23 protein-coding genes, 3 tRNA genes and 2 pseudogenes are annotated in these 25,731 nt (G+C 34.9%); 14 read left to right on the forward strand and 14 right to left on the reverse strand.

Annotated features, from left to right (window positions below; all coding sequences use genetic code 11):
- Positions 1–6: 6 nt before the first annotated feature.
- Positions 7–1,212 (reverse strand): hypothetical protein, encoded by a 1,206-nt coding sequence (locus QUS22_RS00265; RefSeq protein WP_289513005.1) that lies wholly within the window; start codon positions 1,210–1,212, stop codon positions 7–9.
- Between the two features lie 125 nt (positions 1,213–1,337).
- Here QUS22_RS00265 and QUS22_RS00270 point away from each other — a divergent pair, with 125 nt between their 5' ends.
- Together QUS22_RS00270 and lepA are read left to right on the forward strand one after the other, a co-directional pair.
- Positions 1,338–2,744: a malonyl-CoA decarboxylase gene (locus QUS22_RS00270; RefSeq protein ID WP_289513006.1), complete on the forward strand. Its 1,407-nt coding sequence runs from the start codon at positions 1,338–1,340 to the stop codon at positions 2,742–2,744.
- Between the two features lie 64 nt (positions 2,745–2,808).
- Complete coding sequence (lepA, locus tag QUS22_RS00275; RefSeq protein WP_289513007.1) at positions 2,809–4,605, forward strand: translation elongation factor 4; 1,797 nt, start codon at positions 2,809–2,811, stop codon at positions 4,603–4,605.
- A 500-nt stretch (positions 4,606–5,105) separates the two neighbouring features.
- On the opposite strand, the gene QUS22_RS00280 is transcribed toward lepA, so the two are convergent.
- On the reverse strand, positions 5,106–6,377 hold the full coding sequence (locus tag QUS22_RS00280; RefSeq protein WP_289513008.1) for a M16 family metallopeptidase: 1,272 nt from the start codon (positions 6,375–6,377) through the stop codon (positions 5,106–5,108).
- Position 6,378: 1 nt separating this feature from the next.
- The gene (locus tag QUS22_RS00285; protein ID WP_289513009.1) at positions 6,379–6,987 is read right to left on the reverse strand and encodes a superoxide dismutase; all 609 of its coding nucleotides are present in this window, start codon (positions 6,985–6,987) and stop codon (positions 6,379–6,381) included.
- Between the two features lie 171 nt (positions 6,988–7,158).
- Between QUS22_RS00285 and QUS22_RS00290 the strand changes: the two genes are divergently transcribed.
- The 5 genes from QUS22_RS00290 (at position 7,159) to trpS (ending at position 10,877) form a co-directional block, all read left to right on the forward strand.
- Positions 7,159–7,749 (forward strand): hypothetical protein, encoded by a 591-nt coding sequence (locus QUS22_RS00290; protein ID WP_289513010.1) that lies wholly within the window; start codon positions 7,159–7,161, stop codon positions 7,747–7,749.
- Positions 7,750–7,920: 171 nt separating this feature from the next.
- Positions 7,921–8,241, forward strand: coding sequence for a 30S ribosomal protein S16 (rpsP, locus tag QUS22_RS00295; protein WP_289513011.1), 321 nt, complete (start codon positions 7,921–7,923; stop codon positions 8,239–8,241).
- A gap of 9 nt (positions 8,242–8,250) precedes the next feature.
- Complete coding sequence (locus QUS22_RS00300; RefSeq protein ID WP_289513012.1) at positions 8,251–9,237, forward strand: polyprenyl synthetase family protein; 987 nt, start codon at positions 8,251–8,253, stop codon at positions 9,235–9,237.
- A gap of 61 nt (positions 9,238–9,298) precedes the next feature.
- Positions 9,299–9,865: a nucleotide exchange factor GrpE gene (locus tag QUS22_RS00305; RefSeq protein WP_289513013.1), complete on the forward strand. Its 567-nt coding sequence runs from the start codon at positions 9,299–9,301 to the stop codon at positions 9,863–9,865.
- A 13-nt stretch (positions 9,866–9,878) separates the two neighbouring features.
- Positions 9,879–10,877, forward strand: a complete 999-nt coding sequence (gene trpS, locus QUS22_RS00310; protein WP_289513014.1) for a tryptophan--tRNA ligase — start codon at positions 9,879–9,881, stop codon at positions 10,875–10,877.
- Between the two features lie 149 nt (positions 10,878–11,026).
- Here trpS and virB9 read toward each other — a convergent pair whose 3' ends face one another.
- The 7 genes and pseudogenes from virB9 to QUS22_RS05460 form a co-directional block, all read right to left on the reverse strand.
- Positions 11,027–11,812, reverse strand: a complete 786-nt coding sequence (gene virB9, locus QUS22_RS00315) for a P-type conjugative transfer protein VirB9 (RefSeq protein ID WP_289513015.1) — start codon at positions 11,810–11,812, stop codon at positions 11,027–11,029.
- A gap of 117 nt (positions 11,813–11,929) precedes the next feature.
- Positions 11,930–12,875: pseudogene (locus tag QUS22_RS05600) on the reverse strand (RluA family pseudouridine synthase).
- A gap of 301 nt (positions 12,876–13,176) precedes the next feature.
- Positions 13,177–13,377, reverse strand: coding sequence for a hypothetical protein (locus QUS22_RS00335; protein ID WP_289513019.1), 201 nt, complete (start codon positions 13,375–13,377; stop codon positions 13,177–13,179).
- The gene (locus QUS22_RS00340) at positions 13,374–13,691 is read right to left on the reverse strand and encodes a hypothetical protein (protein ID WP_289513020.1); all 318 of its coding nucleotides are present in this window, start codon (positions 13,689–13,691) and stop codon (positions 13,374–13,376) included. The genes QUS22_RS00335 and QUS22_RS00340 overlap by 4 nt, the downstream gene beginning before the upstream one ends.
- A gap of 97 nt (positions 13,692–13,788) precedes the next feature.
- Positions 13,789–14,187: a hypothetical protein gene (locus QUS22_RS00345; RefSeq protein ID WP_289513021.1), complete on the reverse strand. Its 399-nt coding sequence runs from the start codon at positions 14,185–14,187 to the stop codon at positions 13,789–13,791.
- A 131-nt stretch (positions 14,188–14,318) separates the two neighbouring features.
- The gene (locus QUS22_RS00350) at positions 14,319–14,621 is read right to left on the reverse strand and encodes a hypothetical protein (protein ID WP_289513022.1); all 303 of its coding nucleotides are present in this window, start codon (positions 14,619–14,621) and stop codon (positions 14,319–14,321) included.
- Positions 14,622–14,819: 198 nt separating this feature from the next.
- Positions 14,820–16,488 (reverse strand): annotated as a pseudogene (locus tag QUS22_RS05460) (ComEC/Rec2 family competence protein).
- Between the two features lie 513 nt (positions 16,489–17,001).
- On the opposite strand from QUS22_RS05460, the gene QUS22_RS00370 reads away from it, so the two are divergent.
- Positions 17,002–17,075: transfer RNA gene (locus QUS22_RS00370), tRNA-Met, on the forward strand.
- Between the two features lie 69 nt (positions 17,076–17,144).
- Here QUS22_RS00370 and pdxH read toward each other — a convergent pair.
- The 3 genes from pdxH to QUS22_RS00385 are packed head-to-tail and all read right to left on the reverse strand — an operon-like array spanning position 17,145 to position 18,679.
- Positions 17,145–17,738, reverse strand: coding sequence for a pyridoxamine 5'-phosphate oxidase (gene pdxH, locus QUS22_RS00375; RefSeq protein WP_289513024.1), 594 nt, complete (start codon positions 17,736–17,738; stop codon positions 17,145–17,147).
- A gap of 16 nt (positions 17,739–17,754) precedes the next feature.
- Positions 17,755–18,570 (reverse strand): bifunctional DNA-formamidopyrimidine glycosylase/DNA-(apurinic or apyrimidinic site) lyase, encoded by an 816-nt coding sequence (gene mutM, locus QUS22_RS00380; RefSeq protein ID WP_289513025.1) that lies wholly within the window; start codon positions 18,568–18,570, stop codon positions 17,755–17,757.
- Positions 18,536–18,679: a hypothetical protein gene (locus tag QUS22_RS00385; RefSeq protein WP_289513026.1), complete on the reverse strand. Its 144-nt coding sequence runs from the start codon at positions 18,677–18,679 to the stop codon at positions 18,536–18,538. The genes mutM and QUS22_RS00385 overlap by 35 nt, the downstream gene beginning before the upstream one ends.
- Before the next feature lie 21 nt (positions 18,680–18,700).
- Here QUS22_RS00385 and QUS22_RS00390 point away from each other — a divergent pair.
- Positions 18,701–18,773, forward strand: a tRNA-Thr gene (locus QUS22_RS00390).
- A 55-nt stretch (positions 18,774–18,828) separates the two neighbouring features.
- Here the strand turns inward: QUS22_RS00390 and QUS22_RS00395 are convergent.
- On the reverse strand, positions 18,829–20,355 hold the full coding sequence (locus QUS22_RS00395; protein WP_289513027.1) for an acyl-CoA carboxylase subunit beta: 1,527 nt from the start codon (positions 20,353–20,355) through the stop codon (positions 18,829–18,831).
- 1,064 nt (positions 20,356–21,419) lie between these two features.
- On the opposite strand from QUS22_RS00395, the gene der reads away from it, so the two are divergent.
- From der to QUS22_RS00420, 5 genes are all read left to right on the forward strand, one after another.
- Positions 21,420–22,745, forward strand: a complete 1,326-nt coding sequence (gene der / locus QUS22_RS00400; RefSeq protein WP_289513028.1) for a ribosome biogenesis GTPase Der — start codon at positions 21,420–21,422, stop codon at positions 22,743–22,745.
- Positions 22,746–22,785: 40 nt separating this feature from the next.
- Positions 22,786–23,262 carry a disulfide bond formation protein B gene (locus QUS22_RS00405; protein ID WP_289513029.1) on the forward strand — a complete coding sequence of 159 codons (477 nt, stop codon included), beginning with the start codon at positions 22,786–22,788 and terminating at the stop codon, positions 23,260–23,262.
- A 574-nt stretch (positions 23,263–23,836) separates the two neighbouring features.
- Positions 23,837–24,385 carry a demethoxyubiquinone hydroxylase family protein gene (locus QUS22_RS00410; protein ID WP_289513031.1) on the forward strand — a complete coding sequence of 183 codons (549 nt, stop codon included), beginning with the start codon at positions 23,837–23,839 and terminating at the stop codon, positions 24,383–24,385.
- Positions 24,386–24,488: 103 nt separating this feature from the next.
- Entirely contained in the window at positions 24,489–24,995 is a 507-nt protein-coding gene (gene ppa / locus QUS22_RS00415; protein WP_289513032.1) for an inorganic diphosphatase, read from the forward strand.
- 175 nt (positions 24,996–25,170) lie between these two features.
- A tRNA-Ser gene (locus tag QUS22_RS00420) sits at positions 25,171–25,261 on the forward strand.
- Positions 25,262–25,731 lie beyond the last annotated feature (470 nt).

Raw genomic sequence — 25,731 nt, forward strand, 5'->3', positions numbered from 1 at the left:
TAACTTTTAACCACCATGTACATGCCTATTACTATGAACAGGAGGTTCGACATTTTCTAGGTAACTGTTTAATTTTAGCGGGTCTTCTAAACGACATTCTATTCTTATTGGAGAGAAACAGGTATCCTTGATTACTATTGCCTTTGAGCTATTATTAAGATTTAATGTATTTTTTGTTTCATTATAAATAACCTGCTTATTTTTAAGTTTTATACCGACAAACTTTTCAATAAAGCTTAAAAAAAATTTGATAATAACATCAAGCAAGCTTTTCTTCACAGTATCATTTGATTGTAATTGCTCTTTTTCATTAACGGCATAATAATTTTCCAACTCTCGAGGGGCAGTAAGTGATAATCTACCGTTTTTATATGTTACACCATCCTTACCATCTTGAGACTCAAGTGTGAACTCTAGTAAGCTAGATAAATCGCATATTTTTTCTTCTGGATTGTCAAGTTTGTTTACAGGTATTGCCATATCAGACTTTATCCTTATATGGGTGTGGTCGGTGTAATTAATGTTCAGTACTTTTTTAGGATCTTGTGGGATTAAGCCATAACTGCTAAGTGCAGAGTGAAATTCTGTAAATATACCAGCCTCATATCCTGCTTGATTACAATTAGTAACTAGCTCTTCTAGAAGAGAGTCATTTGGAACTTTTGCTCCAACATGTTTAAACATTTCTTTAAAAACTTCTTTTGCAAATGGGCGGTAATTCTTGTTTTCATCTCCTTTTTTTGGCAATAGATGCTTATACTCCTGGCCTGCATTGTAAAATCTCTCAAATTCTTTTTTGTATGCATCAGTTTTTTGATGATCAGTAATTTCAGGATTTTTGCAGTGCTTATCCCATAAACCGCGCAACACGTCCTGCGCGTGCTCTTTTTCAAGAGCTTTAAGCACTGAATCAACAAAAGCTCTACTCTGATCTGTATCTATTTCTCTTTCTTTTCCACTTTCAGGATTATAGATGTCATCTTTACTGAAAAGTTCGCTTTTGTAATCCTTAGTGCCTTCTTTCAGTGTAGTAATAAAATTTTTATCTATCTCTTTTCCATTGATAACAAAATTCATCCTTGGAAAATCTACGTACATAGTTGCACCAGAGTTTGCTCCTTTATTGTCTTTTGCAGCTCTTAATTTATTAAAATCAAACTCTTCGGCTTGAGCCTGTAATGTAACTATTAGGTTTTTCTTTGCCTTTGCCATAGTATTTTTCCCATTAACAACTAAGATAATTATATCATAATAGTTATTGATAATTTAATAACATGCCTACTGTGTAGACTAAGATTTTTCTTTGGTTTAATATAGATATACGGTAGAAGGAATCTATGATGAAGAAATCACTAGTTAAAGCTGATATAGTGAAAGTTGAAGATAAAAAGGCAGTAAAAAGCTTTTTTAAAATACTGGATGGAGTTACGGACACTGTAAGGTCGTGGATTGGCAATATTGGCCCTGATTTAAGCAGTAATCGCGATATCGATAGCCTAGTCTTGAAGATGAATGAGTGTTTAAATTCAAAGGGAGGAGAAGTCTCAGCACGTAAGAACACTGTATCTCTTGGTAACCTGTACTTAAGCTTATCAGAGGAAGGTAAAATAAAATTTCTGCAAACTCTGGCAGAAAAATTTTGTCCGAATAAAGCAGAAATAGATGAAAAAATAGAAGGGTATAAGAAAAATCAAAATTCTGAATTAAGTTATAAGTTTGAACAGAATTTAATAAAAATCCTTGAATCACCACGTTCTAAAATATTGAAGCAATTCATTTCTTTACCAGAAGGCCTCAAGTTTATCATTGATATGCGTTCTGACGTGCTTAAGTTAAAGAATCAATGTAAAGAGCTTAGTCCACTGGAGAACGAGTTAAAAAGTATACTCTGTACTTGGGTTGATGTAGATCTACTCGATCTTTGTCAAATCACCTGGGATTCACCTGCATCATTGCTAGAGAGGCTTATCAAGTATGAGGCTGTGCATAAAATTGCTTCGTGGGGTGACCTAAAAAACAGGCTAGATTCTGATCGTCTCTGTTTTGCCTTTTTTCATTATAAAATACCAAACGAACCTCTAATTTTCGTAGAGGTTGCACTGGTGAATAAGATTGCAGATAGCATTCAACACCTTTTAGATGAATCCGTGCCTTCAAGTGATCCAAGTAATGCAAGTACTGCTATATTCTATTCAATATCAAACACTCAAGCAGGGTTATCTGGAATCAGCCTTGGTAATTTTTTGATTAAAAGGGTTGTAGAAAAGCTATCACAGGAATTTAAAAGCGTAAAAACATATGCAACGCTCTCTCCAATACCCGGCTTTACAAAATGGCTAAAAGAAAATTTAAGCCAAGATATTACTTTATTGAGCAAACTAAATGTAAAACAATCTAGTGCAGAGATTTTAGGAAGCATAGATCAATTAAAAACTAAAGTTGAATACGAAGGTGGAGTTAAGCAATGTTTGCTGAAGCTTTGTGCGTATTACTTGCTAAAAGTGAAAAACAATAGTGGCAGTGCCTATGACTTGGTAGCACATTTTCATTTAAGCAATGGTGCATCAATAAAACAACTAAATTGGATGGCAGATACTTCTGAAAAAGGTATAGGCCAATCTGCTGGGTTGATGGTAAACTATTTATACGAACTACCTAAAATAGATAACAATCATGAAAACTATATGATTAATAAAGTGATTTCCTGCTCAAAGCAGGTGTTATCGATATTAAAGGGTAAGTAAACAATTGCCTTCACAACACTTAAAATGTAAAATAATTCTACTTAGATGAATAAAATAGTCATTAATGGATAATATAAGAAATTTTTCAATAATAGCGCATATAGACCATGGTAAATCAACACTTGCTGACCGTTTAATAGAAGAATGTAAAGGTCTTGAAGCAAGAGAAATGACCAATCAAGTGCTCGATTCAATGGATATAGAACGCGAACGCGGAATTACAATTAAAGCACAAACGGTAAGACTCAACTATACTGCAAATGATGGTAATCAATATTGCCTAAATCTCATGGATACCCCAGGTCATGTTGACTTTTCGTATGAAGTAAGTAGAAGCTTAGCAGCATGTGAAGGCTCGCTTTTAGTGGTCGATAGCAGTCAGGGTGTTGAAGCTCAAACTCTTGCAAATGTGTACAGGGCAGTTGATAATAACCATGAGATAATAATTGCGCTCAATAAAGTTGATCTTCCTGCCGCAGACCCAGAAAGGGTAAAACTTCAGATTGAGGAAGTAATCGGTATTGACGCAAGTGAGTCAGTTTTAATATCGGCAAAAACTGGGCTTGGAATAAGAGATGTACTTGAAGCTATAGTGGCAAAACTTCCAGCTCCACAAGGTGATGTAAATGCTCCACTACAAGCAATTTTAGTTGATAGTTGGTATGACTCTTACTTAGGGGTAGTAATTTTAGTGAGAATTAAAAATGGAGTGCTGAGAAAAGGCATGAAAATTGTTATGATGTCCAATAATGCCACATATCAGGTGGATAATATCGGTATTTTTACTCCTAAAAAGGTAATGACTGGTGAACTCTCAGCAGGTGAAGTTGGTTTTATAACTGCTTCAATGAAAGAAGTGGCGGACTGTAAGGTAGGGGACACTATTACCAAAGAGAAAAGGCCGTGCAGTGAGCCATTGCCTGGCTTTAAAGAAGTACACCCCGTGGTATTTTGTAGTATTTTTCCTAATAAAGCAGATAACTTTAAATATTTAAGAGAGGCGCTGGAAAAATTACATTTAAATGACGCAAGTTTTACCTTCGAAGCTGAAACTTCAAATGTGCTCGGCTATGGGTTTCGTTGCGGTTTTTTAGGAATGCTGCACCTTGAAGTTATTCAAGAAAGACTTGAGAGAGAGTTTGATTTAGACCTAACAGCAACTGCACCGAGTGTTGTATATAAAGTTACCACGCGAAGTGGTGAAATTCTGAATATTCATAACTCAAATGACATGCCAGATCAAACAAAGATTGAAATGGTAGAAGAGCCGTGGATTACTGCAGCCATAATGGTACCTGACCAATATTTAGGAGAAATTCTTTCTCTATGTGAAGAAAGGAGGGGAGAACAGAAGGATTTATCTTACATTGGTAACACGACAACGGCGCTGTTAAAGTACAAGTTACCACTGTCTGAAGTTGTTTTTGATTTTTATGATAGATTGAAATCGATTTCTAAAGGATACGCAAGCTTGGATTGGGAAATTTCCAATTATCAGGAAAGTCAAATAGATAAATTGAGCTTTTTAGTTAATGGAGAGCCTGTTGATGCATTAGCCTGTATTGTTCACAAAAGTAGGGCAGAAAAAAGGGGACGTGAAATATGTACACGTTTAAAGGGTTTAATACCACGTCAGCAATATAAGATAGCAATTCAAGCGGCGGTGGGTGGTAAAATTATAGCCAGGGAGACAATTAATCCGTACAGAAAGGATGTAACAGCTAAACTCTATGGTGGAGATGTAACGCGAAGAATGAAGCTTTTAGAAAAACAAAAGAAAGGTAAAAAAAGACTATATTCTATAGGAAATGTAAATATTCCACAAAATGCTTTTATTCAAGCTTTAAAGATAAATGATTGATGTATAACCCCTCAAAACTTTTGTGTGTCACTGGATCTCTTACGTAATTTTGGAAGCGCGTGACACATATAACAACATCTCAGGTAGCTGAAAAAACAGAGCTGAAAAACTGCTTGATAAAACTTACTAGCCCCCTTATCATGACACTAAGGGTATTTCTGAGTCAAAGCTTGTTTTTGACCTGCAGGTCCAATAACAAAATTCAATAAGAAACTCAGGTATTTTTTTGCGAATTATATCAAATTATTGGGGCTGCATGTCTTTTAAAATTTTTCTACATTCAACTTTTTTATTTAGTGAATTTCTTAATATTTAGATTAGTTGCAGTTTAAGAGTTCAAGGGAGGTGTCACGTGTGACACTGATTTACTTTATGATGATGTCATTCCAGCGCTTGACGCTGGAATGACATCATAGGGGATACTGAAATGATAGGAGAATGAAGCTACTTGGAGACACCATTTCTAGTCTCACAGTATTATACAGCCATGCCATTTGAATCTAAGTTCTAAGCATAGAAACCACCTTATCGTAGCTTGGTAAAGGTTGAATTTCTCCAATTGCGGCTAAAGTGGTTTTCTCGTGTTGAGATAATAACTCTCCTGCTGCTTTTTTTACTTCAGCGGTGGTAACCGCGCTAGTTTTTTCTATCAGTTCATTTTTACTGATATATCTATCATAGTTGCCATAGTAGTGCCCCAAAGCTTCAGCACGAGAACTGACACTTTCACGTGACATTAAAATTTGGGATTTGATTCGCTCTTTCGCTCTATTTACTTCTTCTTCCTTCAGATCATCCGTAGATAATTTTTTCAGCTCTGTTGTTATGGATTTTAAGAGCTTATCTAAGTTGCTACTATCTGTGCCAGCAAAAACGGAAAGCATTCCTGTATCAGTATAGCTAGAATTAAATGAATAAATAGAGTAAACCAGTCCCTGCTTTTCTCTTACTTCCTGGAATAGGCGTGATGACATTCCGCTTCCTAGCACAGAATTAAGTACTTGAAATGTGTGATACCTATCGTCATAGCGCGAAACACTAGGCAAACCAACTAGTAAGTGCACCTGATCTAGTTTGCGATGCTCCAGGTATTCACCACCAGTATAACTTGCACCCTCTTTTTTTTTCAGCTCTTTTGAATGAATCTTCAAGAGAAAATCTTCGGTTAACTGGGAAACCTTCTCATGTTCAACATTTCCTGCAACAGCAAATATCATATTTTCGCCGAAGTAGTGTTCATTTAAGTAGTTATTTAGATCCTCTCGAGTAAAAGATTTTACAGTATCTTGTGTACCTAAGATCGATCTACTAAATGGTTGATTTTTATAAGCTGCTTCAAGATATTTATCAAAAATAATATCGCTCGGCGAATCGTTAGCTTGAAAAATCTCTTGTATTACAACGTCCTTTTCGCGTTCCAATTCATCTTCTGGAAATGTTGAATTCATCAATATATCTATTAATATATCAATACCGGCTCTTATGTCTTTCTTGAGAACTTTCGCGTAGTAACTTGTGCTCTCTCTCCCGGTGCTGGCGTTGAACGCTTCACCTATATCATCAAAAGCTTTCGCAATTTCAAATGCAGTCCTTGTTTTCGTCCCCTTAAAAACCATATGCTCTAGGAAATGGGATATGCCATTTTGATTTGCACTTTCAGCTCTACTGCCAACGCCGACCCGTATATTTAAAGCTACAGAATCAACATCATGCACCTGCTCGGTTATTATGCGCAGACCATTATCTAGTTTTGTTACCTGAGGTGCATTCATCTTATATATTCTTTTTTAAATTCTCTTCCGCAAAATCCCAATTAATTAAATGATCAAGGAAAACCTTTATATAGTCAATTCTGCGATTTTGACAATCTAGATAATACGCATGTTCCCAAACATCCATAGTGAGCAATGGCACTTGACCATAAATTAACGGTAAATCTGCATTTGGAGTTTTAGTGATTTTGAGCTTTCCTTTTTCGAGCACTAACCATACCCATCCACTACCAAATTGGCTCACCCCATAACTCGAAAATTCCTCATAAAATTTATCAAAGCTACCGATATCATCTTGAATTTTTTTTGCTAGAAGACTGTCATCTTTAGGTTTACCACCATAATTTTTTTTCATTGAGTTCCAATAAAAAGTGTGATTCCAAACTTGCGCTGCATTATTAAATATATGAAGTTTATCATTATTACCATGAACCTCCGTTATTAATTCCTCAATCTTCACATGTTGATAATCTGTATTTTCGACTAGCTCGTTGAGCTTGTTAAAATACCCTTTATGGTGCTTGTCATAATGATAAGCCAAAGTCTTTGCAGATATATAAGGCTCTAAAGCTGTTTTATCGTATGGTAATTCTGGTAAAGTAAAACTCATACTAACCTCTTTGTTTTTAACTTACTTGGATGATATTGTAATAAGTGCTTTTGTGCAACATATAATTTAGTTAAAATATTAGTATGTTTATTGCAATTATTCTAAAATAAGTTATAATAGTACAGTAATGTAAATACATTTTTTATTATTATAATTTTTTGGGGGGCTAATATGTCAAGTTTATCTGAGAACCTTAAGCATTCATATAATAATTTTAATGAATATGCTAAATATGGAACTGTTCCTACCGTAACAGAGAATAACAGTCAAGTTCCACAAAACAGCTTTTATAGGTCTGTACATTATATTGATGGTGTGTTAGGGCCAATCAAGGATATGATTGTAGGAGTGAATAAAGATGTCAATACTTCAACAACAACTTTGGGCAGAAGAGAGAAAGGAGTTTGCGGTGTGAAACATAATGAGCTTTATTCTAGCTTTGCAAACTTATTTCTCGTCTTTTATACAGGGTTTGCATATCTTATGTACTTGCCACACAAATTATTTTCCCATTTAAGAGGGACAAACCGTCCAGAATCTCTTGTAGGGTATACTAATAACTTGCAGAACAAAGCAGAACAACATGGTGAGACCTGTGCTAAGTTCTTAAGTTTAGTCTTGTCTTACATTGTTTCAGCTGTTATCTGGACTGTAGCACTTATTGTTACACCACTAACTTGGGCTGTTGATAAAGTGTCAAGCAGATTCAGCGAAGTAAAAGAGCCTGAAATGCTGGTGAACAATGAAGATCTTGTAAAATAGCTAGTGTGTATAATAATGTCCATGGCTTTGATGCTAAGTCATGGGCATTCCAGCGTTGCGTGTTGGAAATAATCCGCATTATTGGTAATTACGCTGTAAGATGCAAACAATTCATTTGACTTAAACTGCTTATTATATAAAATTGTAAATAACGTGTGAATAAAGGTTAACATGGCAGTTAAAATAAGGTTGGCAAGATTTGGTGCAAAGAAGCGTCCTTTTTATAGAATAGTTGTAGCTGATTCACGGGCACCAAGAGATGGGTGTTTTATTGAAAGAATAGGGCAGTATAATCCAATGCTACCAAAAGATAATAAAAATCGTGTTGTGATAAAAGCTGATAGATTAAAATATTGGCTAGGTGTAGGTGCACAAGCAACTGAAAGAGTACTATGGTTCATCAAAAAAGGCATAATAACTTTAGAAACAGAACCAAAAAAAGCAGAGAAAAAGAAAATAGAAACAAAGGAAGTAAAAGAACAAGAGGCATAAGTCTCTTTAATGTTGAACACTGATTTAACAACTAATAGTAAGTTAGATGATATCGTATCTTCTGATTTGTTAGCTATGAAGGATTTTATCTTCAGAAACATTGATGATGAAGGTATCAGGCTTGCTAGTGATATTATATCTCATCTCGTTAGGTCAGGTGGAAAAAAAATAAGACCTAAACTCATCTTCATCATATGTAAAATGCTTAACTATTCTAGAGAGGATAGAATTAAAGTTGCCGCGTCTGTAGAATTTATACATAATGCCACTTTACTTCATGATGATGTGCTTGACGAAAGTGAAGCACGCCATGGAGTTAAAACAGCAAATAAAGTCTGGGGAAATAAATCGAGTATTTTAGTTGGTGATCTGTTATTGACTCTAGCATTCAGATGGCTCATAGAATGTGGGAATTTAAACATTCTCTCTATTTTATCTGCAGCATCGCATTCACTTGTGAAGGGAGAAATAAAACAGATGACAACACGTTTTAACCCCTACATGGTTAGGAGAAATTACTTTGATATAATCGGGAAAAAAACAGCATCTTTATTTTCTGCTTGCTGTGAAGCTGCGTCTGTAATGTCTGGCGCTACAAGCGATGAAGCAGAAAGGCTGAAGAATTTTGGTTTTAATTTTGGTATGGCATTTCAAATAATTGATGATACGCTTGATTATACTGCTGATCAAGGTACTTCTGGGAAGCAAGTCGGGAAAGACTTTTTCGAGGGCAAGATAACTTTCCCTGCTATTGTAGCATATGAAAAAGGCAGTTCAGTGGAACAAAAGTTTTGGGAAAAATGTTTTTCTTCAGTTGGGAGCAATTTTGACCAGGCATTACACTATATTAATCGCCAGAACGCCGTTCAGCTTTCTATAGAAAAAGCAAGATACTACGTTAACATGGCACTAGATAATATTAGTGATTTTTCTGATTCTCTTTATAAAACTGCTTTAACTGACTTTTTAAATGCGAGCATAGCAAGACAAGCTTAGCTAGTTCTTGATATTTTCAGATTAATTGTTATATGTTTATTAGGTTTTTAAGGGTAGTAATATGTCAAGTAGTAGTAAGGAAAAAAAGAAGAAGTTTACCAATATGGTGAGTAAGCAAAAAAGCACAGACCAACAAGATAATAGTAAACAAACCGATGATTTAAATGAAGATCTTAATGTATTAAAAGAACGTGCGGCTCAGCTTGAAGATCATTTACGCCGTGCTGTTGCGGATAATGAAAACGTCAAACGTATAATGCAAAGGCAAATTAGCGACGCAGGTGACTATGCAGTTACAAAATTTGCACGTGATATGATCGATTCGTGCGATAATTTGAAAAGAGTAATGGAAAATCTAAAAGACGATGATCCTGTTCATGAGGGAATCAAAGTAGCTTATCAAAAAATCATGAATGATCTCAAAAAACACGGAATAGAAGAAATAGACCCAATTGGAGAACCTTTTGATAGTAATTTACATCAGGCTGTTGTGGAAAGAGAAGATAATGAAAAAGAAGCTGGCACTATCTTAGAAGTTTTACAAACCGGCTATACTATTAAAAGTAGGTTGCTCCGTCCTGCAATGGTTGTTATTTCCAAAAAGTCTGCTGATTGTAAAAACAGTTAGCAAAACAGAATTAATGAGTAATATTGTTTTTTCAGGCATTCAACCAAGTGGAACAATACACTTAGGTAATTATCTTGGTGCAATCAAGCAATGGGTAGACTTACAGGATAAGTATAAATCTCTTTTTTGTATTGTTGACTTGCATGCAATCACAGCCAATAAGCTTCTTGCAAGTGAATTAAAAAGTAATATTTTTAAAACAGTAGCAGCTTACATTGCATGCGGAATAGATCCAGAGAAATCTATTATTTTTAGTCAGTCTACAGTGAGCGGTCATGCAGAACTCAGTGGGCTACTTGGGTGCTATACACCAGTTGGTTGGCTTAACCGTATGACTCAATTTAAAGATAAAGCCGGTAGCGATAAACAAAAAGCCTCTCTGGGGTTATATAGTTATCCGGTACTTATGGCTGCAGATATATTGCTGTATCGAGCTCAGTACGTTCCTGTTGGTGATGATCAAAAACAGCATTTGGAGCTCGCGCGCGATATTGCATTAGCTTTCAACAATTACTACAAACTAGATTATTTCGTCGTACCTGAAATCCTAGTTTTGGATCACGCATCTAGGATAATGAGCTTAAGGGATGGTACGAGCAAAATGAGTAAATCTGATCCTTCAGAATATTCACGCATTAACCTTGACGATACAGACGATTTAATTGTAAAAAAAATAGGAAAAGCAAAAACGGACTCAATACTAGGCTTTGATTTTACTACTTTAAAATGCCGCCTGGAAATAAGTAACTTGATAAACATTTATTCAGTGCTGAGTAGCCTGGACGTAGATAAAGTATGTGAAGAGATGAGTAAGCACAATATGAAACACTTTAAAAAAGAGTTGGCTGATCTAATCATCAGTGTCATATCACCCATACGTGAGAAGGTGATAGACCTCTTAAGAGACCGATTCTATTTACATGAAATATTAGAAAAAGGTGCAAAAAAAGCAGCAGAAGTTGCAAGCCACAACATGAAAGAAATTAAGGATATTGTGGGGTTTGTGCAATAAGTTATGTGTGTATTTATAGAAGTTATTACATAATTTGTCGATCTGTAGTTACCTTTGTGCCACAACCTGTTTTGCCACTTTTTACTAAACGGGTGAAGCTTTGTGCCTGTGTCTTCACAGGCACTATAGCCTTCGATAGTTTATATTAATTACTTACCCTTTTTAAAAGGCATGTTTTCATTAAATAAGCAGACTGTACTTGACCCGTTTCTTAAGGTAAACACAGAGCACACTCTTTCAATTATAAGATAATCATCGACCGTACGAAAATTTACTAGAGACTCATACCCTGCGGAATCAACCATGAAAACTGCTGGAAAATCAGAACTTGTCTGATTAAATTGCAGATATGTAAATTTTCCGTCATCAAAAACTTTAGTTGGTACTATTGATTGGCTGCCCTTAACATGTGAGATGGAATAATTAAAATTTAGACCTTTCTTTACAACCTCAATATCGTTTATATCAGGGATAGTAGTGGGATTAGCTTGCTCAAGGATGTCACCGTTATTGGTTGTGTAAACTTCATCACTGTTAAATAGTGGATAAAGAAACCTTACTTCATATGCTAACCTTGGGTCATCCAGTCCAGTTGCTTCCTCAGCATGAAATTCAAAGTAATAAACTCTTTTGTTAGTAATTATAGTTGCATTGGTATCAGCAATATCATCTATAGGTTTGATAAATAGCCTATTACCTTGAGGAACAAGCTGCCAACCGGTTGGATCGCCCATTGAAAGGTTCTGTATTACTTCACCTGGTTCAAACAATATACTGGATTGGTAACCATAAAAGCCCGTGTATTTATGTATAGCCTGTGGGTTATAATTTATTACTTTTATGTGACTGTCTGCAGCTATTGGACGTGGTTCCTGTTTTGCAAGTGTATCACCACAACAAAAAAACAACAGTATGGCAAACAGTAAACTAACCATAATATTAAGTTATACACCAACTTTCATTCTATCATTGAGAGGCATGCACTTCAACTATTAAGGCATCAGCTCTTATATATTATCTTAAAAAATTCTATAATTTGTTAGTTTTTTAAATTAACTGATTAATATTTTCATATCTTTCGGTAAATTAGATTTAAACTCTATATATTTTTTACTTTTGGGATGGTATCATCCTAGCTTATAGGCATGTAGTGCTTTTCTATTTAAATCACGAATAAAATCGGAATCCTTAGCATGTTTTGCACTTTTGCTACTATTTTTCCGTAAACTTGGTCACCAACAATAGAATGTTATATGTGACTCATGTGTACTCGAATTTGGTGTGTTCTACCTGTCTCTAAAACACATTTGACTAAGCTTGCTTGTCCTATGATTTTCTTTACCAAATAATGAGAGATTGCTAATTTCCCGTTGTTTTTGTCACATACATCATTTCTTTATTACCCTGTTTTGAAGCGATATTGGTTTTTATTGTTCCTTGGTGAGTAGGCAGTGTTCTCCAAACTACTGCTAAATATTCCCGCTTTATCTTACGGATTGATGGTAATTCAGACAAAAAACTATGGGCTTCCTCATTTTTTGCGATTACCATTAGCCCACTAGTATCTTTATCAAGTCTATGAACAATTTCTGATCTTGCTTGACGTATAGGGGATTTTACCAAGATATGCGATGACTGCATTTAAGAGTGTATCATTATTTGTCCCAGCACCTGGGTGCACTGTTAATCCGCTTTGTTTATTGAGAACTATAATATCCTTATCTTCATAGATAATATCAAGTTTATGTTGCGATTAGGTTCAATTGAGGTGGATACATCAGGTTGAATGGGGTGCACTATATACTCCTTACCTAGTTTTACTATGCGATCGTTGTTAATTATAGGTACGCCGAGTAATTTCACCTGCCCATTTTGTATCAATCTCTGCGCTTTGCTGCGTGATATGTTACGCTTTCCAGCGATATAGGTATCTAACCTTAGTTTTTTCTTATCACTATTGATATTTAAGATTATATCTATGGCAACTACCCTGCGCAAGCTACTGCAAATGCAGCATGAATATTTTGATTTGCAAAACCAACTTTTGTACTAGGAAGATCACCTTGTTTTTTAATATGACAAGTTCTCTGAGAACTGTCTTTCCAGTAGATTATTATTTTAATATTAAAATTGCGTAATGTTACCTTACTAACTTTTTCTTTTTGATCACTTTTTCCTTCCAGCTAAATAGATATTAATAAATAGTATAAAAATTCACTTGGCTTGCCGTTTATATTTTTCTTCCACTACTTTATTTCTACGTGTTTATAGAGCTTTCCTCCGACTCTTCTATTCTTTCTCATTCTTCTTCTGTTTTCTTTTCTTTTTCTAGCCGTACTAATTTTTCATCCAATATCTCTTTTTCACCGCGATGTGAATCATTAGGGGTGGTACTGTTAGTTTCAGGACTTACACCATTTTCAGATTGGTTTTGATTATTTTCCTTTTTTCCTAATCTTCTCTCCAATTCACTTATTTTCTTTTGAAATTGCCCTATCATTTGTGCTTCTTTACTCCAATCCTCTCGCGCACCAAAAAAGATTTCTTCATACTTTGTTCACTTTGAGTCTGTTGACTTCCTGCATTGCCATTGCTTTCCTCTACTACACCATTGCTACCTTTTTCATCTTGATCAGATTTTTTACCTGGTCCAAATTTACTTATAGGCCAGCTTGGTTGATAACTTTTTACTCTGTCTTTTATAACATTTACTAAATACATTATCTTTTTTACATTCACTTCACCTAGCTTCTTTTTTACATCTAGGTTAATATCCGTACATAATTCGTATACACTTTTACTAATATCTTGCAAACACAGAATTATTGCCTGATTAGCAGTATTTTCTACTACATCTACTTTTCGTTTTATGCTTTCCTCTAAATTATTCAGTAAAGTCTTAATTCCTTTTTTATACCATCAAGTGTTTCCTGAATATTGACATTTGAAGATTTAAAAAACTGTTGTCAAATAAGCAGCAAACCCTATTGATCAGATTGGTTAGGTGTTTATCAGATAACTTCAAAGCTTGTGATTGTAAGTCATCCTTTGCTTTACTTTCAAATTTATTTTCCATTACCGAAACAACATTACCTTTTCTGAATGGAAATACAACATCTAAATTATTGAATTTTTTAACGGTATTATGGTTATTATCTACTTCATTGTTTCTTAATTTACTTAATGTTATATATGTACTAGCAATGGCTAAAATACCAACTACTGCAATGAAAGTCCATTCTTTCCAACCTTGGGTATGGGCAAAGCTAAATTTTGCTAATGCACCAACTACAATTAGACGGCTCAGCACGTGTGGCACGGTAAGGAAAATAAATTTTATTTCTATTTTCTCATCTTCTGTTTTCCAATATTTTTCTATGTTTTCCAGAAGTGGGTAAAACTATTGAAAAACCTTGCTTTTTATCAACCAAGCTACTCAAATCATGGAATAATTTCTATTGTTAATGCATTTTGAGCAATCTCATTTATTCCATCACTGTGTCGACTTCTAATCTTTCTATCTATTGTACTCTTACCATCTTTTAGGCTCTCATCTTTTATTTCTTGCTTGTATATATGCTTTATAGCAAAAGAGGTTAATAAAACTCTCCCGAAAATAACAGAAGTAATAGCATAGGCTGGTATTGCTTGTGAATTGAGGATATTTGTGATGAAGCTTACATCATTACTAGTTATTATGACTGCAGCAACATAAGCTAAGGAAAATTGAAGCCAAGTATTCACAGCTGCTGTAGATAAGGCATTATTTACAGAATATTTCTTTGTTGTATACCATGCTTTAGGGAAAAACCAATAACATCATTTATTTTGCCCACATCATGAGTTAGATTAATCTTAAAGGAAGAGGCTTCTTGGGTAACTGAGTTCGTAAACTTCCTTATACCTTAACTAAGTTAATTATATATTAATAACACTTTAAAATCAAACTTTTTGCCTTAAAGACATGTGCCAAGGCCGGTTAGAATGCACTTTATTAATCTTTATGTTACTATTTGTTAACCAAATTGAATGTGTGCCATATGTTTCTAGGTTAGTATACCTGGTAGTTTTAGTGTTACAAACTGGATAGTCAAATTTGTTTAACTGAATTATCAGATCAACGTTATTACAATTTTTTAAAATATCTTCTTTTTTATAAGCTAGCAACACTGGTTTATTATTCTCTTTGCTATACATGTAGCCATAATCGCTACACTTCAGCCTTTTGTCTGAATTATAGCATTTAGTATAATTAAAAATTTGATTCTGTCCGTTTTACTCTGCCCACGTTTTGGCGACAAAGTTCCTGTTTTTTCTAGTGAGAAAGTATAGTAAGTGATCACTCTCCTTTACAGCAGGGTTATCAGCACTTACTAGGATGTCAAGAGTTCTATACATAGCACTAGAGAAAACACCTAGTACAATAAGGAAAATTCCAAAGAAACGCCAATTTCTTTTCCACAAGCACAGCCACAACAACCCGAATGTTATGATAATAATTGATGAGGCAGGAAAAGTGCGAATAGGAATAACCAAATATTGGAAATTAGCGATTGCATTTGTTATATATAAAATGCTGTCAATCGGCCATTCTATGAATGGCACTATAATCTACTCAATACCTAAAGGAGTCAATAAAACATAGATTATTTCAAGTGAGATAATAATTAATATAGCTATTGGTATAGCAATTAAATTTGTGATAATGCCACTGATTGAAAGGTAGTTAAAATTGTATATTGTGTATGGAACAGTTGCTAAACTTGCTATTACTGAACTGATTATTATCGATATAAAATATTTCTTATTTTTATCTTGAACAACTTGTTGAAATTAATCTGATAACTAGCAAACAGTGCTAAAACAGCAGAAAATGACATCTGAAAGCCAGGCTTTAAAATTGCTTCTGGTTCTATTATAAGTATCGCTAAAGTGGCAAACGCAATTGCTATTAACCCTCGATATTTCCTCTCTATCATTATTGTAGCAAGTACTGAAATCACCATAGTATACACGCGTTGAGCAGAAATTTACATACCAGCGATCAACAAATAAAATGTGGTTGGCAGGATAGTAAAGAATGCAGATATTTTTTTTGTGTTATACTGGAGAGTCAAAGTTTTAGATATTGCAAATAAATTACGAAACACTATAAAAAATAGACCAGCAACGAATGATAAACTCAACCCGGATATAGCGCAGGTGTCCTATACCTGAATCTCGTATCGCATCCATAGTTTTTTGGTCTATTCCGTCTTTTTTACCAATCAGTAATGCGGAGATTATATCTGCGTGTGGTTTTGTGATATTTTGCTGCAGATTTCATGAATGCGTTGACTGAAAGATTCTATATACTCTTGAAGTTCCTTGCTTCAGCACTTTTTGTGCAGCACTATTTTACTTGTTGTGAAACTTGCAGCGCTTATTTTCTAGTAGTATGCTATTTTTGCGAAATCATATGCATATTTTGAAGGTGCAATTTTTGGAGGAAAAAGCTTTGCTGATAATTTTGCTTGGCCACCTATTTGAATGTTTTTTCCACTTTAGTTCTAACTGATATTCTTATGTTATATAAAGCAATGTGGATAGCGCGTGGTGCTGGAATCTGCATATTTTTTTCTAGACCTCAGTGGTCAGCTGCTTCAATGGCAGAAGGTAGTTTTTGGGCAGAGAGTAAAAGTTGTTTGTATGTGCTTTGATCGTTAATGCCCTTAACTGTAGCAATCATGTCTTTTACGTACTTCTCTTTATCAAGAATTTGAGTGTCAGCTAAAGCTGTTCTAAGCTTACTTGCTTGTAAAGCCTATAAGCACTGCAATCAAAGCGATACATAATGTTGCGTACTTTTTATACAGTATTACAATCAGAATTAGTATAGGTGAAAGCAAAAGAAAAATAGATATACAGTTTGGTTAAGAATTTAAAGAGAAGTAGATTAAGATCCCTACACACTGGAACACAGGAAACCACAGTATCAAGCTATATTTTTTATTGCGTAGGTTATTACGTATATAACTAACTCTTATGTTAAAGAAAGTTAATGAATATACTAATATTCAACTGAAGCACAATTTTATTCTTTTATTTTCTATTATTGTATATATAATAACTAGATAAACAATAACGCGGGGTGGAGCAGCTCGGTAGCTCGTCAGGCTCATAACCTGAAGGTCGTAGGTTCAAATCCTACCCCCGCAACTTTTACCTATATCACGAGAAAGTTATATTTAGAACGATGTTCTACAGGTAGAAACTGAAGCTACGTGATTAAGGATATAATTGTTCCACTTTCCAAGTGCCTTTCCCAATAAGAGTGTATCTAAATCTGGTGTGTCTCCTGTGTTCCCTTTCTTGCCAAAATTCAATTACTTTTGGAATTACGCGGAACCCTACCCAAAAATCAGGACTAGAGACTCGTGTATTGTAAAATTCCTTCTCCTTTAGTGCGATAGCTTGCTCAAAGTCTTGCCAATTTTTCAGAACGCTCGATTGTTTTGAGCACCATGCGCTAATTTGACTATCGCGTGTTCGAGAGGAGAAATATTCCTCAGCTTTTTTGCTGTTTAGGAATTTTACCTCTCCTTCAATCCGCACTTGCCTAGAAAACTCTGTCCAGTGGAATACTAAAGCAGCTTTGGGGTTCTCGATCAATTCTTTTCCTTTTCTACTATTTATGTTAGTGAAGAACACGAAGCCTTCTTCACCGTATCCCTTAAGTAATACCATTCTCGCAGATGGAATGCAGTCTTTGCTACAAGTTGCTAGCGTCATTGCAGTTGGTTGCTTGCATGAAGAATTAAGTACTGCTTTGTACCACTTTGAAAACAAATCAAACGGATCTTCTTCAGGTGAAAATGTCATATCTAAAAGTAGAACCTTAATTCTGACATACGTTGCAGAAATAAGTACTGCGGCCGTTTTGTCGTATATGTGTTATGATATTATTACAAATCTTACAAGGTTTTTGAGCTTTACCATATACATAAAAACTATTTTGAAAGTATCCAGCAGATCCAGATGGCTGTGCATAGTCTTTCAGCGTTGAACCGCCTGCAGTGATTGCATCACTCAGAGTATTTTTTATTTCAGTAGCAAGTTTTTCGCACTCTTTGTATGTTAAATCTTGTGCTGGTTTGAGCGGTGATATGCGAGCTCTAAACAAACTCTCAGAAGCATACACGTTGCCTATGCCAACTATCAATTTATTATCCATTAATGCTGATTTGATATTTACTTTTCTGTTTTTTAGTAACGTCTGTAAATAGGCTCCATTAAATTCATCTGTTAGGGGCTCTGCTCCAAGAGCATCAAAAAAATTTACTTCTTGTTCTTTATTTAAAACGATAATTAACCCAAACCTTCTTGGATCATTAAAGACTATTGAAGTATTATCGGAAAATAAAAATACTACGTGATCATGTTTATTCTGCACTTGATTGTATTCAGCGTATATAAGCTTTCCGCTCATGCCAAGATGTATGATTATAGCTGTATTATTGTCTGTGTGCCAGATTATATATTTGCCTCTACGCTTGATATCGCTTATGACTTTGCCCTTTAACATATCATCAATATCTCCTGTTATTGGTACACGTAAATACCAATTATTTACTGCAACACTGCTTATTTGCTTATTTTTGATTTTATCAAGTAAAAAATTAGATATTACTTCCACTTCTGGGAGCTCTGGCATCTTGTCTATTCTGTTGCTGTTTTTTTCTTTTTAGAATATTTTGCTTTAAAGCTTTTGCTAATCTTTTTCTCTTTTCTTCTTTTTCCTTATTCTTTTTTACATTATTCATTATCATTACATATGGAACCCTGCCGTTATAGCTCAGGTGGTAGAGTACGTCATTGGTAATGACGAGGTCCCAAGTTCGAGTCTTGGTAACGGCACACTGATTATACTTATAATACCACATAACTTGTAAAAAAAAGGCTTAGAAGAAAGTTACAGGGGTAGGTTGTCATGCTTTTTCCATATTCTTTCTACTTTCTTGCTTCTGAGTAGCTCTAATGCTTTATGAAGGTGACGCCGTGTTTTGTGTGGCACTATAATGTCATCAATATACCCATATGATGCAGTGAAAAATGGATTAGCAAATTTTTCTTTATATTCTTTAATTAGTGTTTGGTGATCTTTTTCATGCCGAAATATAATTTCAACTGCACTTTCAGGGCCCATCACAGCTATTTCAGCGGTTGGCCATGCATAATTTATGTCGCCTTTTAGGTGTTTAGAGCTCATGACAATGTATGCACCACCATATGCTTTTCTAGTGATCAAACTAACTTTCGGTACGGTCGCTTCAGCGTAAGCGTAAAGCAGTTTTGCTCCGTGTTGTATTATATTATTGTACTCTTGATTTATACCTGGCAAAAACCCTGGGACGTCAATGAGTGTAATTACAGGGATGTTAAATGCATCACAAAACCTTACAAATCTTGCAGCTTTTCTTGAAGAATCGGTATCTAAACACCCTGCAAGGTGCATAGGTTGATTTGCAACGATGCCGACAGTATTTCCTCCAATTCTACCAAAACCTATTATGATATTACGAGCGAAATCTGGTTTTAGTTCAAAAAACTTCCTTTCATCGCAAACTTTTTCAATGAGTTCATACATATCGTAAGGAGTGTTAGGATTGCTAGGAATTAGAGTATTTAAAGATTCATCAATGCCATCAACGTCATCGCAGGTCGGTACGAATTTTGGAGATTCTTGATTATTTGCTGGCAGAAAGGTAAAGAATTCACGTACCTCTTCTAGCATCTCAACATCATTATTGAAAGCAAAATCTGCTACTCCTGTTTTGCTTGTGTGAATTTTCGCCCCACCGAGATCTTCATGACTTACGTCTTCATATGTGACTTTTTTTACTACATCTGGTCCGGTTATAAACATATATGAGCTGTTTTTTACCATGAAAGCAAAGTCAGTTAATGCTGGGGAATAAACTGCTCCACCGGCGCATGGACCCATGATTAAAGAGATTTGTGGTATGACACCTGATGCATTTACATTTCTTTGAAAAATTTCTCCATACCCAGCAAGGGAATTTACTCCTTCCTGAATTCTGGCTCCACCAGAGTCATTGAGTCCTATAATTGGAATCCTGGCATTGATTGCCATATCCATGATTTTGCATATTTTTTTCGCATGCGATGCACCAAGTGATCCACCAAAAACAGTAAAATCCTGAGAATAAACAAAAACTTTTCTACCGTAAATAGTGCCATGACCAACCACAACCCCATCACCTAGAAAATTAGCATCTTGCATGCCAAAGTCAGTTGCGTAATGTTTTACGAATTTATCGTATTCTTCAAATGAATTTTCATCGAGCAATACACTCAGTCTTTCTCTAGCAGTTAATTTCCCTTTTGCATGTTGCTTGTTAATCCTGTTAGAACCGCCTCCTTTTTCAGCTTCTAGCATTTTAGTTTGAAGGTTTTCTAGTATTTTAAAGTCTTGCATGTAGTAAAATAACTTTCAAATTGGTTGTAAACCTTATTAAGCTTACAACCTCTATTACTATACATACACTACTGCTACATGCAACAGTGTATGTATGATAGTTGTTAATGCGCTGATAATTTCTGATTGTTACTTTGAGGATGTTGTGATTCACTAACATTCTGTGTGCCTGTACTTGTTGTATGTGCTTGGTGGATCAATTGTTACTACTTCTCTTTCAATTCCTTGTAAGTTTGAAGCCAATGAGTCCAATTTTGCTAGAGTCATGTCATTATATTTATCATTTCTTTTGTAATAGCCAATTTTATTTTTACAACTTTGTTTTTCTCTAAGTCTTCAAGACTTGTATTACTGCTTAAATCAGTACAAACTACGTTACCATCTCCACTAATATTTTAAGTAAAACTGCAATCTCTATCACCCACTTTACAGTGAAATTTAATTGCACAAGACTCATTGAATATTTGATAAAGCCTTACACCATTGTCATTTTGTGAAACATGCACTAACCTTTTATCTTCTGGAGATACCAATGTAAAAACTCCAATCTTTGTATTACTATCTTTTAAGGCTCTACCAGGAAACGAGCCATCAATTTTAACTTACCTTTGCCGTCTTTTAACGATATCCATGTAGTAAATGATTGTCTTCTTTTCTTCTCAACCTCACATCTACAGAATTATTACCTGTATATTCAGCAAGCCCTTTTTAAATTGAACTCACAAATCTCTTGGTTTCTTCATCACTTGTATCCAAAAAAAGCTCCTTATTTGTATGTGACCGGGATGGATCATTGAGATTCTCCAATGCTTTGGTCAACTATATATAGTTATATGTACGTGTCTTTCTGGTACAGAGTATTCCTAATTGATAAGTTTCAGAAGTTGATTGAGCAACTTGACCTGAATTCATTATTCAAGTCTCATTTGCATCATGCGTAGCTCCTACAATTTTACTATAAACTTAAGATAAAATATCGCAGCTGTAGAATATTCGCATGACCTACAAAGCCAATAGTTAAATTGAAAAATTTCTGTTACAATTTATTTTAATGCTTTTAAACTATGCTAAAAATCGCCATAGTAGGCCTGCCAAATGTTGGCAAATCAACTCTTTTCAATAGATTGGTGGGAAGAAAAGCAGCAGTAGTTAGTAACATTCCAGGGATAACAAGGGATAGACGTGAAGGAATAGGAAGAATTAGCGATTTGGAGTTTGAAGTTATAGACACAGGAGGATGGAACGACCAAACTAATTTTTCATTACAAATTATTGAACAAATAGAGTTTTCTTTATTGAGTGCAGATGTAATTTTCTTGCTTGTTGATGCAAAAGTGCAAAACGAGCAGAACAAAGAACTTGCAAAGTGGCTGAAGGGGAAGGTAAATAAACCTGTGATACTTATAGCAAATAAATGCGAGAGCCACAAATCCGAAGATGTTGATTACCTGCAGTTTTTTGGTTTCATAGGTCCGGTATATATCTCTGCCGAACATAATCTTGGCATGGTTGATCTTTATGATGCGTTGGCTGGTGTTATTGAGGATTTTAACGAAGGAACTGAACTGCTTGACAGCAAACCCAGTAAGCTTCGGGTTGCAATCATCGGCCGCCCAAACGTTGGAAAATCAACTTTTTTAAATAGTTTACTTGCAGAAAATAGACTAATAACAAGTTCAGAGCCAGGCACTACGCGTGATTCTGTGGATATTACATATAATTATAATGGAGAACTAATTACTCTCATCGACACCGCAGGAATTCGCAGAAAGGCAAATGTCATTGACAACTTAGAGTCAAGATTTGTAGAAAAAAGCATGGAATCAATAAAGCGCTCTCATGTGGTAGTTTTAATGCTAGACTCCCTTGTGGGTATTGAACAGCAGGATTTGTCAATTGGTGAAGTTGCAATTAAAGGAGGGAAAGGGATTATTATTATTTTAAATAAGTGGGACTTAATAAATAAAGACGATAGAAGCAAGTTGATAAAATTTGTAAAACAGCGGCAAGTAACCAGATTCTTCTTAGAAGTGCCAACTATAACAATTTCTGCGTTAAAAAGTATGCGCTGCAGTGATGTAATAGATAAATGCCTTGAAGTAAACAAATTTTTGAACAATAAGATCAGCACTGCAAAATTGAATAAGTGGCTAATGTATGCTTTGGATAAGCACCCTCACCCTCTTGTAAGTGGTAGGGCTATTAAAATGAAGTATATTGCTCAAATTGGCACTAAGCCCCCAGCTTTTTCTTTGATATGTAATATGCCTGAAAGTGTTGATGAAAGTTATAAATGCTATTTAACTAACGATCTCAGAAATAATTTTTTTACAGATGGTGTACCTATTAGACTTTTTTTGAAAAAAAACAAAAATCCCTATGTAAAATAAATATTTTGTTTTATACTTTTAGAGGTCTTTATAATATGTTATGTGTAATAGCTCTAAAACTCCCATAACCTTTCTGCTGTCAAGTGCTGCTGCTCTGATTTTTGTGTATGTACTAGAATATTCTTTCAATATGCTGCCATGTGAATTATGCATATATGAACGTGTAGTTTATTACATTACTGGATTGCTTGCAGTAGCGTGCATGCTTAAAAACAATAAAATTCTAATCTATGCAATGTTTAGCAGTTATCTTATAGGTGCAGTAATATCTTTTTATCATGTAGGTCTTGAACTCCACTTATTTCATGACGTTTTAGGATGCACAGAGCAAGCAAGTGATAACGCCAGTGTAGAAGAGCTTAGAAATAGTCTGTTAAACCCTAATTACTCTCCATCTTGTGATAGACCTTATTACATTTTAGGTATTTCCTTGGCAACATGGAATTTAATCTACCTAATAGCAGCTCTATTCGTATCAGGTAAGATGTACGCAAAGAGAAATAAGGTACGGTCGTAGTAAGTTTTTGGAACTGTGTGGCTTTGTTGCATACTGGTATGCAACAAAGCCCACTGGAATCTATGCCCTTTATTTCCTGGATTACAGTATCAGGTGTTTGGCATTACATTGAGCAGTAACTTTTTACTCAAATATGCGAAAAGTCTAATAACGAATTGGTTAAATTTTAAACCAAGCTCAAAAAAGGCAAAGGAACCCCAGGTAGTGAGTTTTGATCTCTAATGCTTTAAATTGGCGCTGTAATAACTTGCTGACGCTTAATTTAAGCGCGACTTGGCTGAGTATAGAAAAAATTTAAAAGACACGCAGCCCCAATAATTTGTTATAACTCACAAAAAAATACCTGAGTTTCTTACAGAATTTTGTCACTGAACCTGCAGGTCAGAAACAAGTTTTGACTCAGAAATACCCTTAGTATCAGAGTAAGGGGCTGGTAAAGTTTGTCAAGTAATTTTTGCATTTATATGCCAGTCAGCTGCTTGAACTCTGAAGTCACAATGTTCGTGCAGTTGCTGCATGGAATTTTATTTACTCCACAATACGTTTATTTATAGTAGTACTAACGAAGAGATAAATGGGGGAGACGTTGGAAAAAGAAAACTGTAACATTAAAAAATTAAAAGGAAACTTTTTAGAACAAGCAATTAGAGTAAACCATGCTGGCGAATATGGGGCTATTTGCATTTATTCTGGTCAAAAATTTATCCTTAAAAAATCTTCTATAATCAATGAAATAATTGAAATGGAAGAGCAGGAAAAAAAACATTTTCACTACTTTAATGAGAAGATTAAAGAGCAAAAAGTTCGTCCTACTGTTTTGTTGCCAGTTTGGTGTGTTTTAGGAGTGTCACTTGGTGTTGCAACTGCCATTATGGGCAAAAAAACTGCTATGGCTTGCACTGCTGCAGTTGAAGAAGTGATCGGAGAGCACTACAAAGAGCAAGTTTTGCACTTAGGAGATGGGGAATTTAAGGAAACTATAAGTAAATTTCGCGATGAAGAGTTGGAGCACAGAGACACTGCAATTCAGCACAACGCTAAGGGCACGTTTGGTTACAACATCTTATCTTCATTCATAAAAACAGGCTGCAAAACTGCTATTTATTTATCTAAGTTAATTTAGCTGGTTTTTAGACAGCTTTTTATTCATAAAGATGAGATTATATAAATGTGGCAATTTAAAAGTATATATTGTATAATACTTACTCTAAAGTAGTAGGTAATTTATGGATTTGAGTAAGATAACTTCAACACCAGGCGCAGTGAATGTGATAATTGAAATAGGTGCTAATGCTGAGCCTGTAAAATATGAATTTGATAAAGAACTGGGATTATTACGAGTTGACAGATTTTTATCTACTTCGATGGCCTATCCTTGCAATTATGGGTTTATACCAAATACCTGTGCAAGTGATGGTGATCCTGTAGATGTTTTGGTATTAACTCAGTTCCCCTTAGCATCTGGTGTTTTAATATCGGTGTGTCCAATAGGTGCTCTACTTACTAAGGATGAGAAAGGAGAAGATGAAAAAGTATTAGCTGTGCCTGTCTCAAGCGTTGATAGCTATTACGATAACGTGAAAGACTATTCTGATTTACCTAAAAAACTACTGGATAAGATTACTCATTTCTTTTCACACTATAAAGATCTAGAGAAAGGAAAAACAGTAACAGTTGGAAGGTGGGTTGATATGGAGGAGGCTAAAAAAATCATTGAAAACGCTATTGAGTGAAGGCTGATGCTTATTAGTTTGGGTTGTTATGTTACAGTAAAGTTACAGTTATTGACTAGTTTAGAAAAGATTCTGCCATTTAACAGCGTACAATGCTACTGTTAAAAGCATTGGAAAGCTTGTGGAGTATTGATATTATATAGAGTTTGTCTTGAAGTAATAAATTTCAAGATTTGGAAGGGTGGCCGAGCGGCTGAAGGCGGCGGTTTGCTAAACCGTTATACGGTTGAAAAGTCGTATCGAGGGTTCGAATCCCTCTCCTTCCGCATACTATTTGACATGACATAAAACCTACCAAATTATCCTGTCTGAATATATAAACGTACTTAGCTTTATTGAGTTTTTTGTAATATGTTGCCATAAAATTCCACTTCTTTTGATCAAGCTACAGCAGCCTAAAGTAGGCAATAGTAACTTTATATAAAGTATAAAGAAATATATAAATTTTTGACTTTTTTATTGAAATGTACAACAGTTAAATTGTCCTATTTTTTAATAGGAGGAAATTATGGGATCGAGTAAGTCGGGATTGTGAGAAATGTTGGCTTAAGCAAATAATGAAAATGATCTAAATAAGAGCAATGTAATTGAGCAAATAAAAAGTGAGTTAAAAGAAAAAGTTGTATACCAAGAGTAGGGGGAAGATGGATTCGGCATAAATCATCCATTTACTGTACAAAATGTCTATACTGAAGCAAGGTAATATAAAGTTATGTATTTGTACATAGCTACTGCA

Origin of the sequence: Wolbachia pipientis (assembly GCF_030373985.1) — a bacterium.
In the GTDB taxonomy this organism is placed as follows: Bacteria; Pseudomonadota; Alphaproteobacteria; order Rickettsiales; family Anaplasmataceae; genus Wolbachia; species Wolbachia pipientis_D.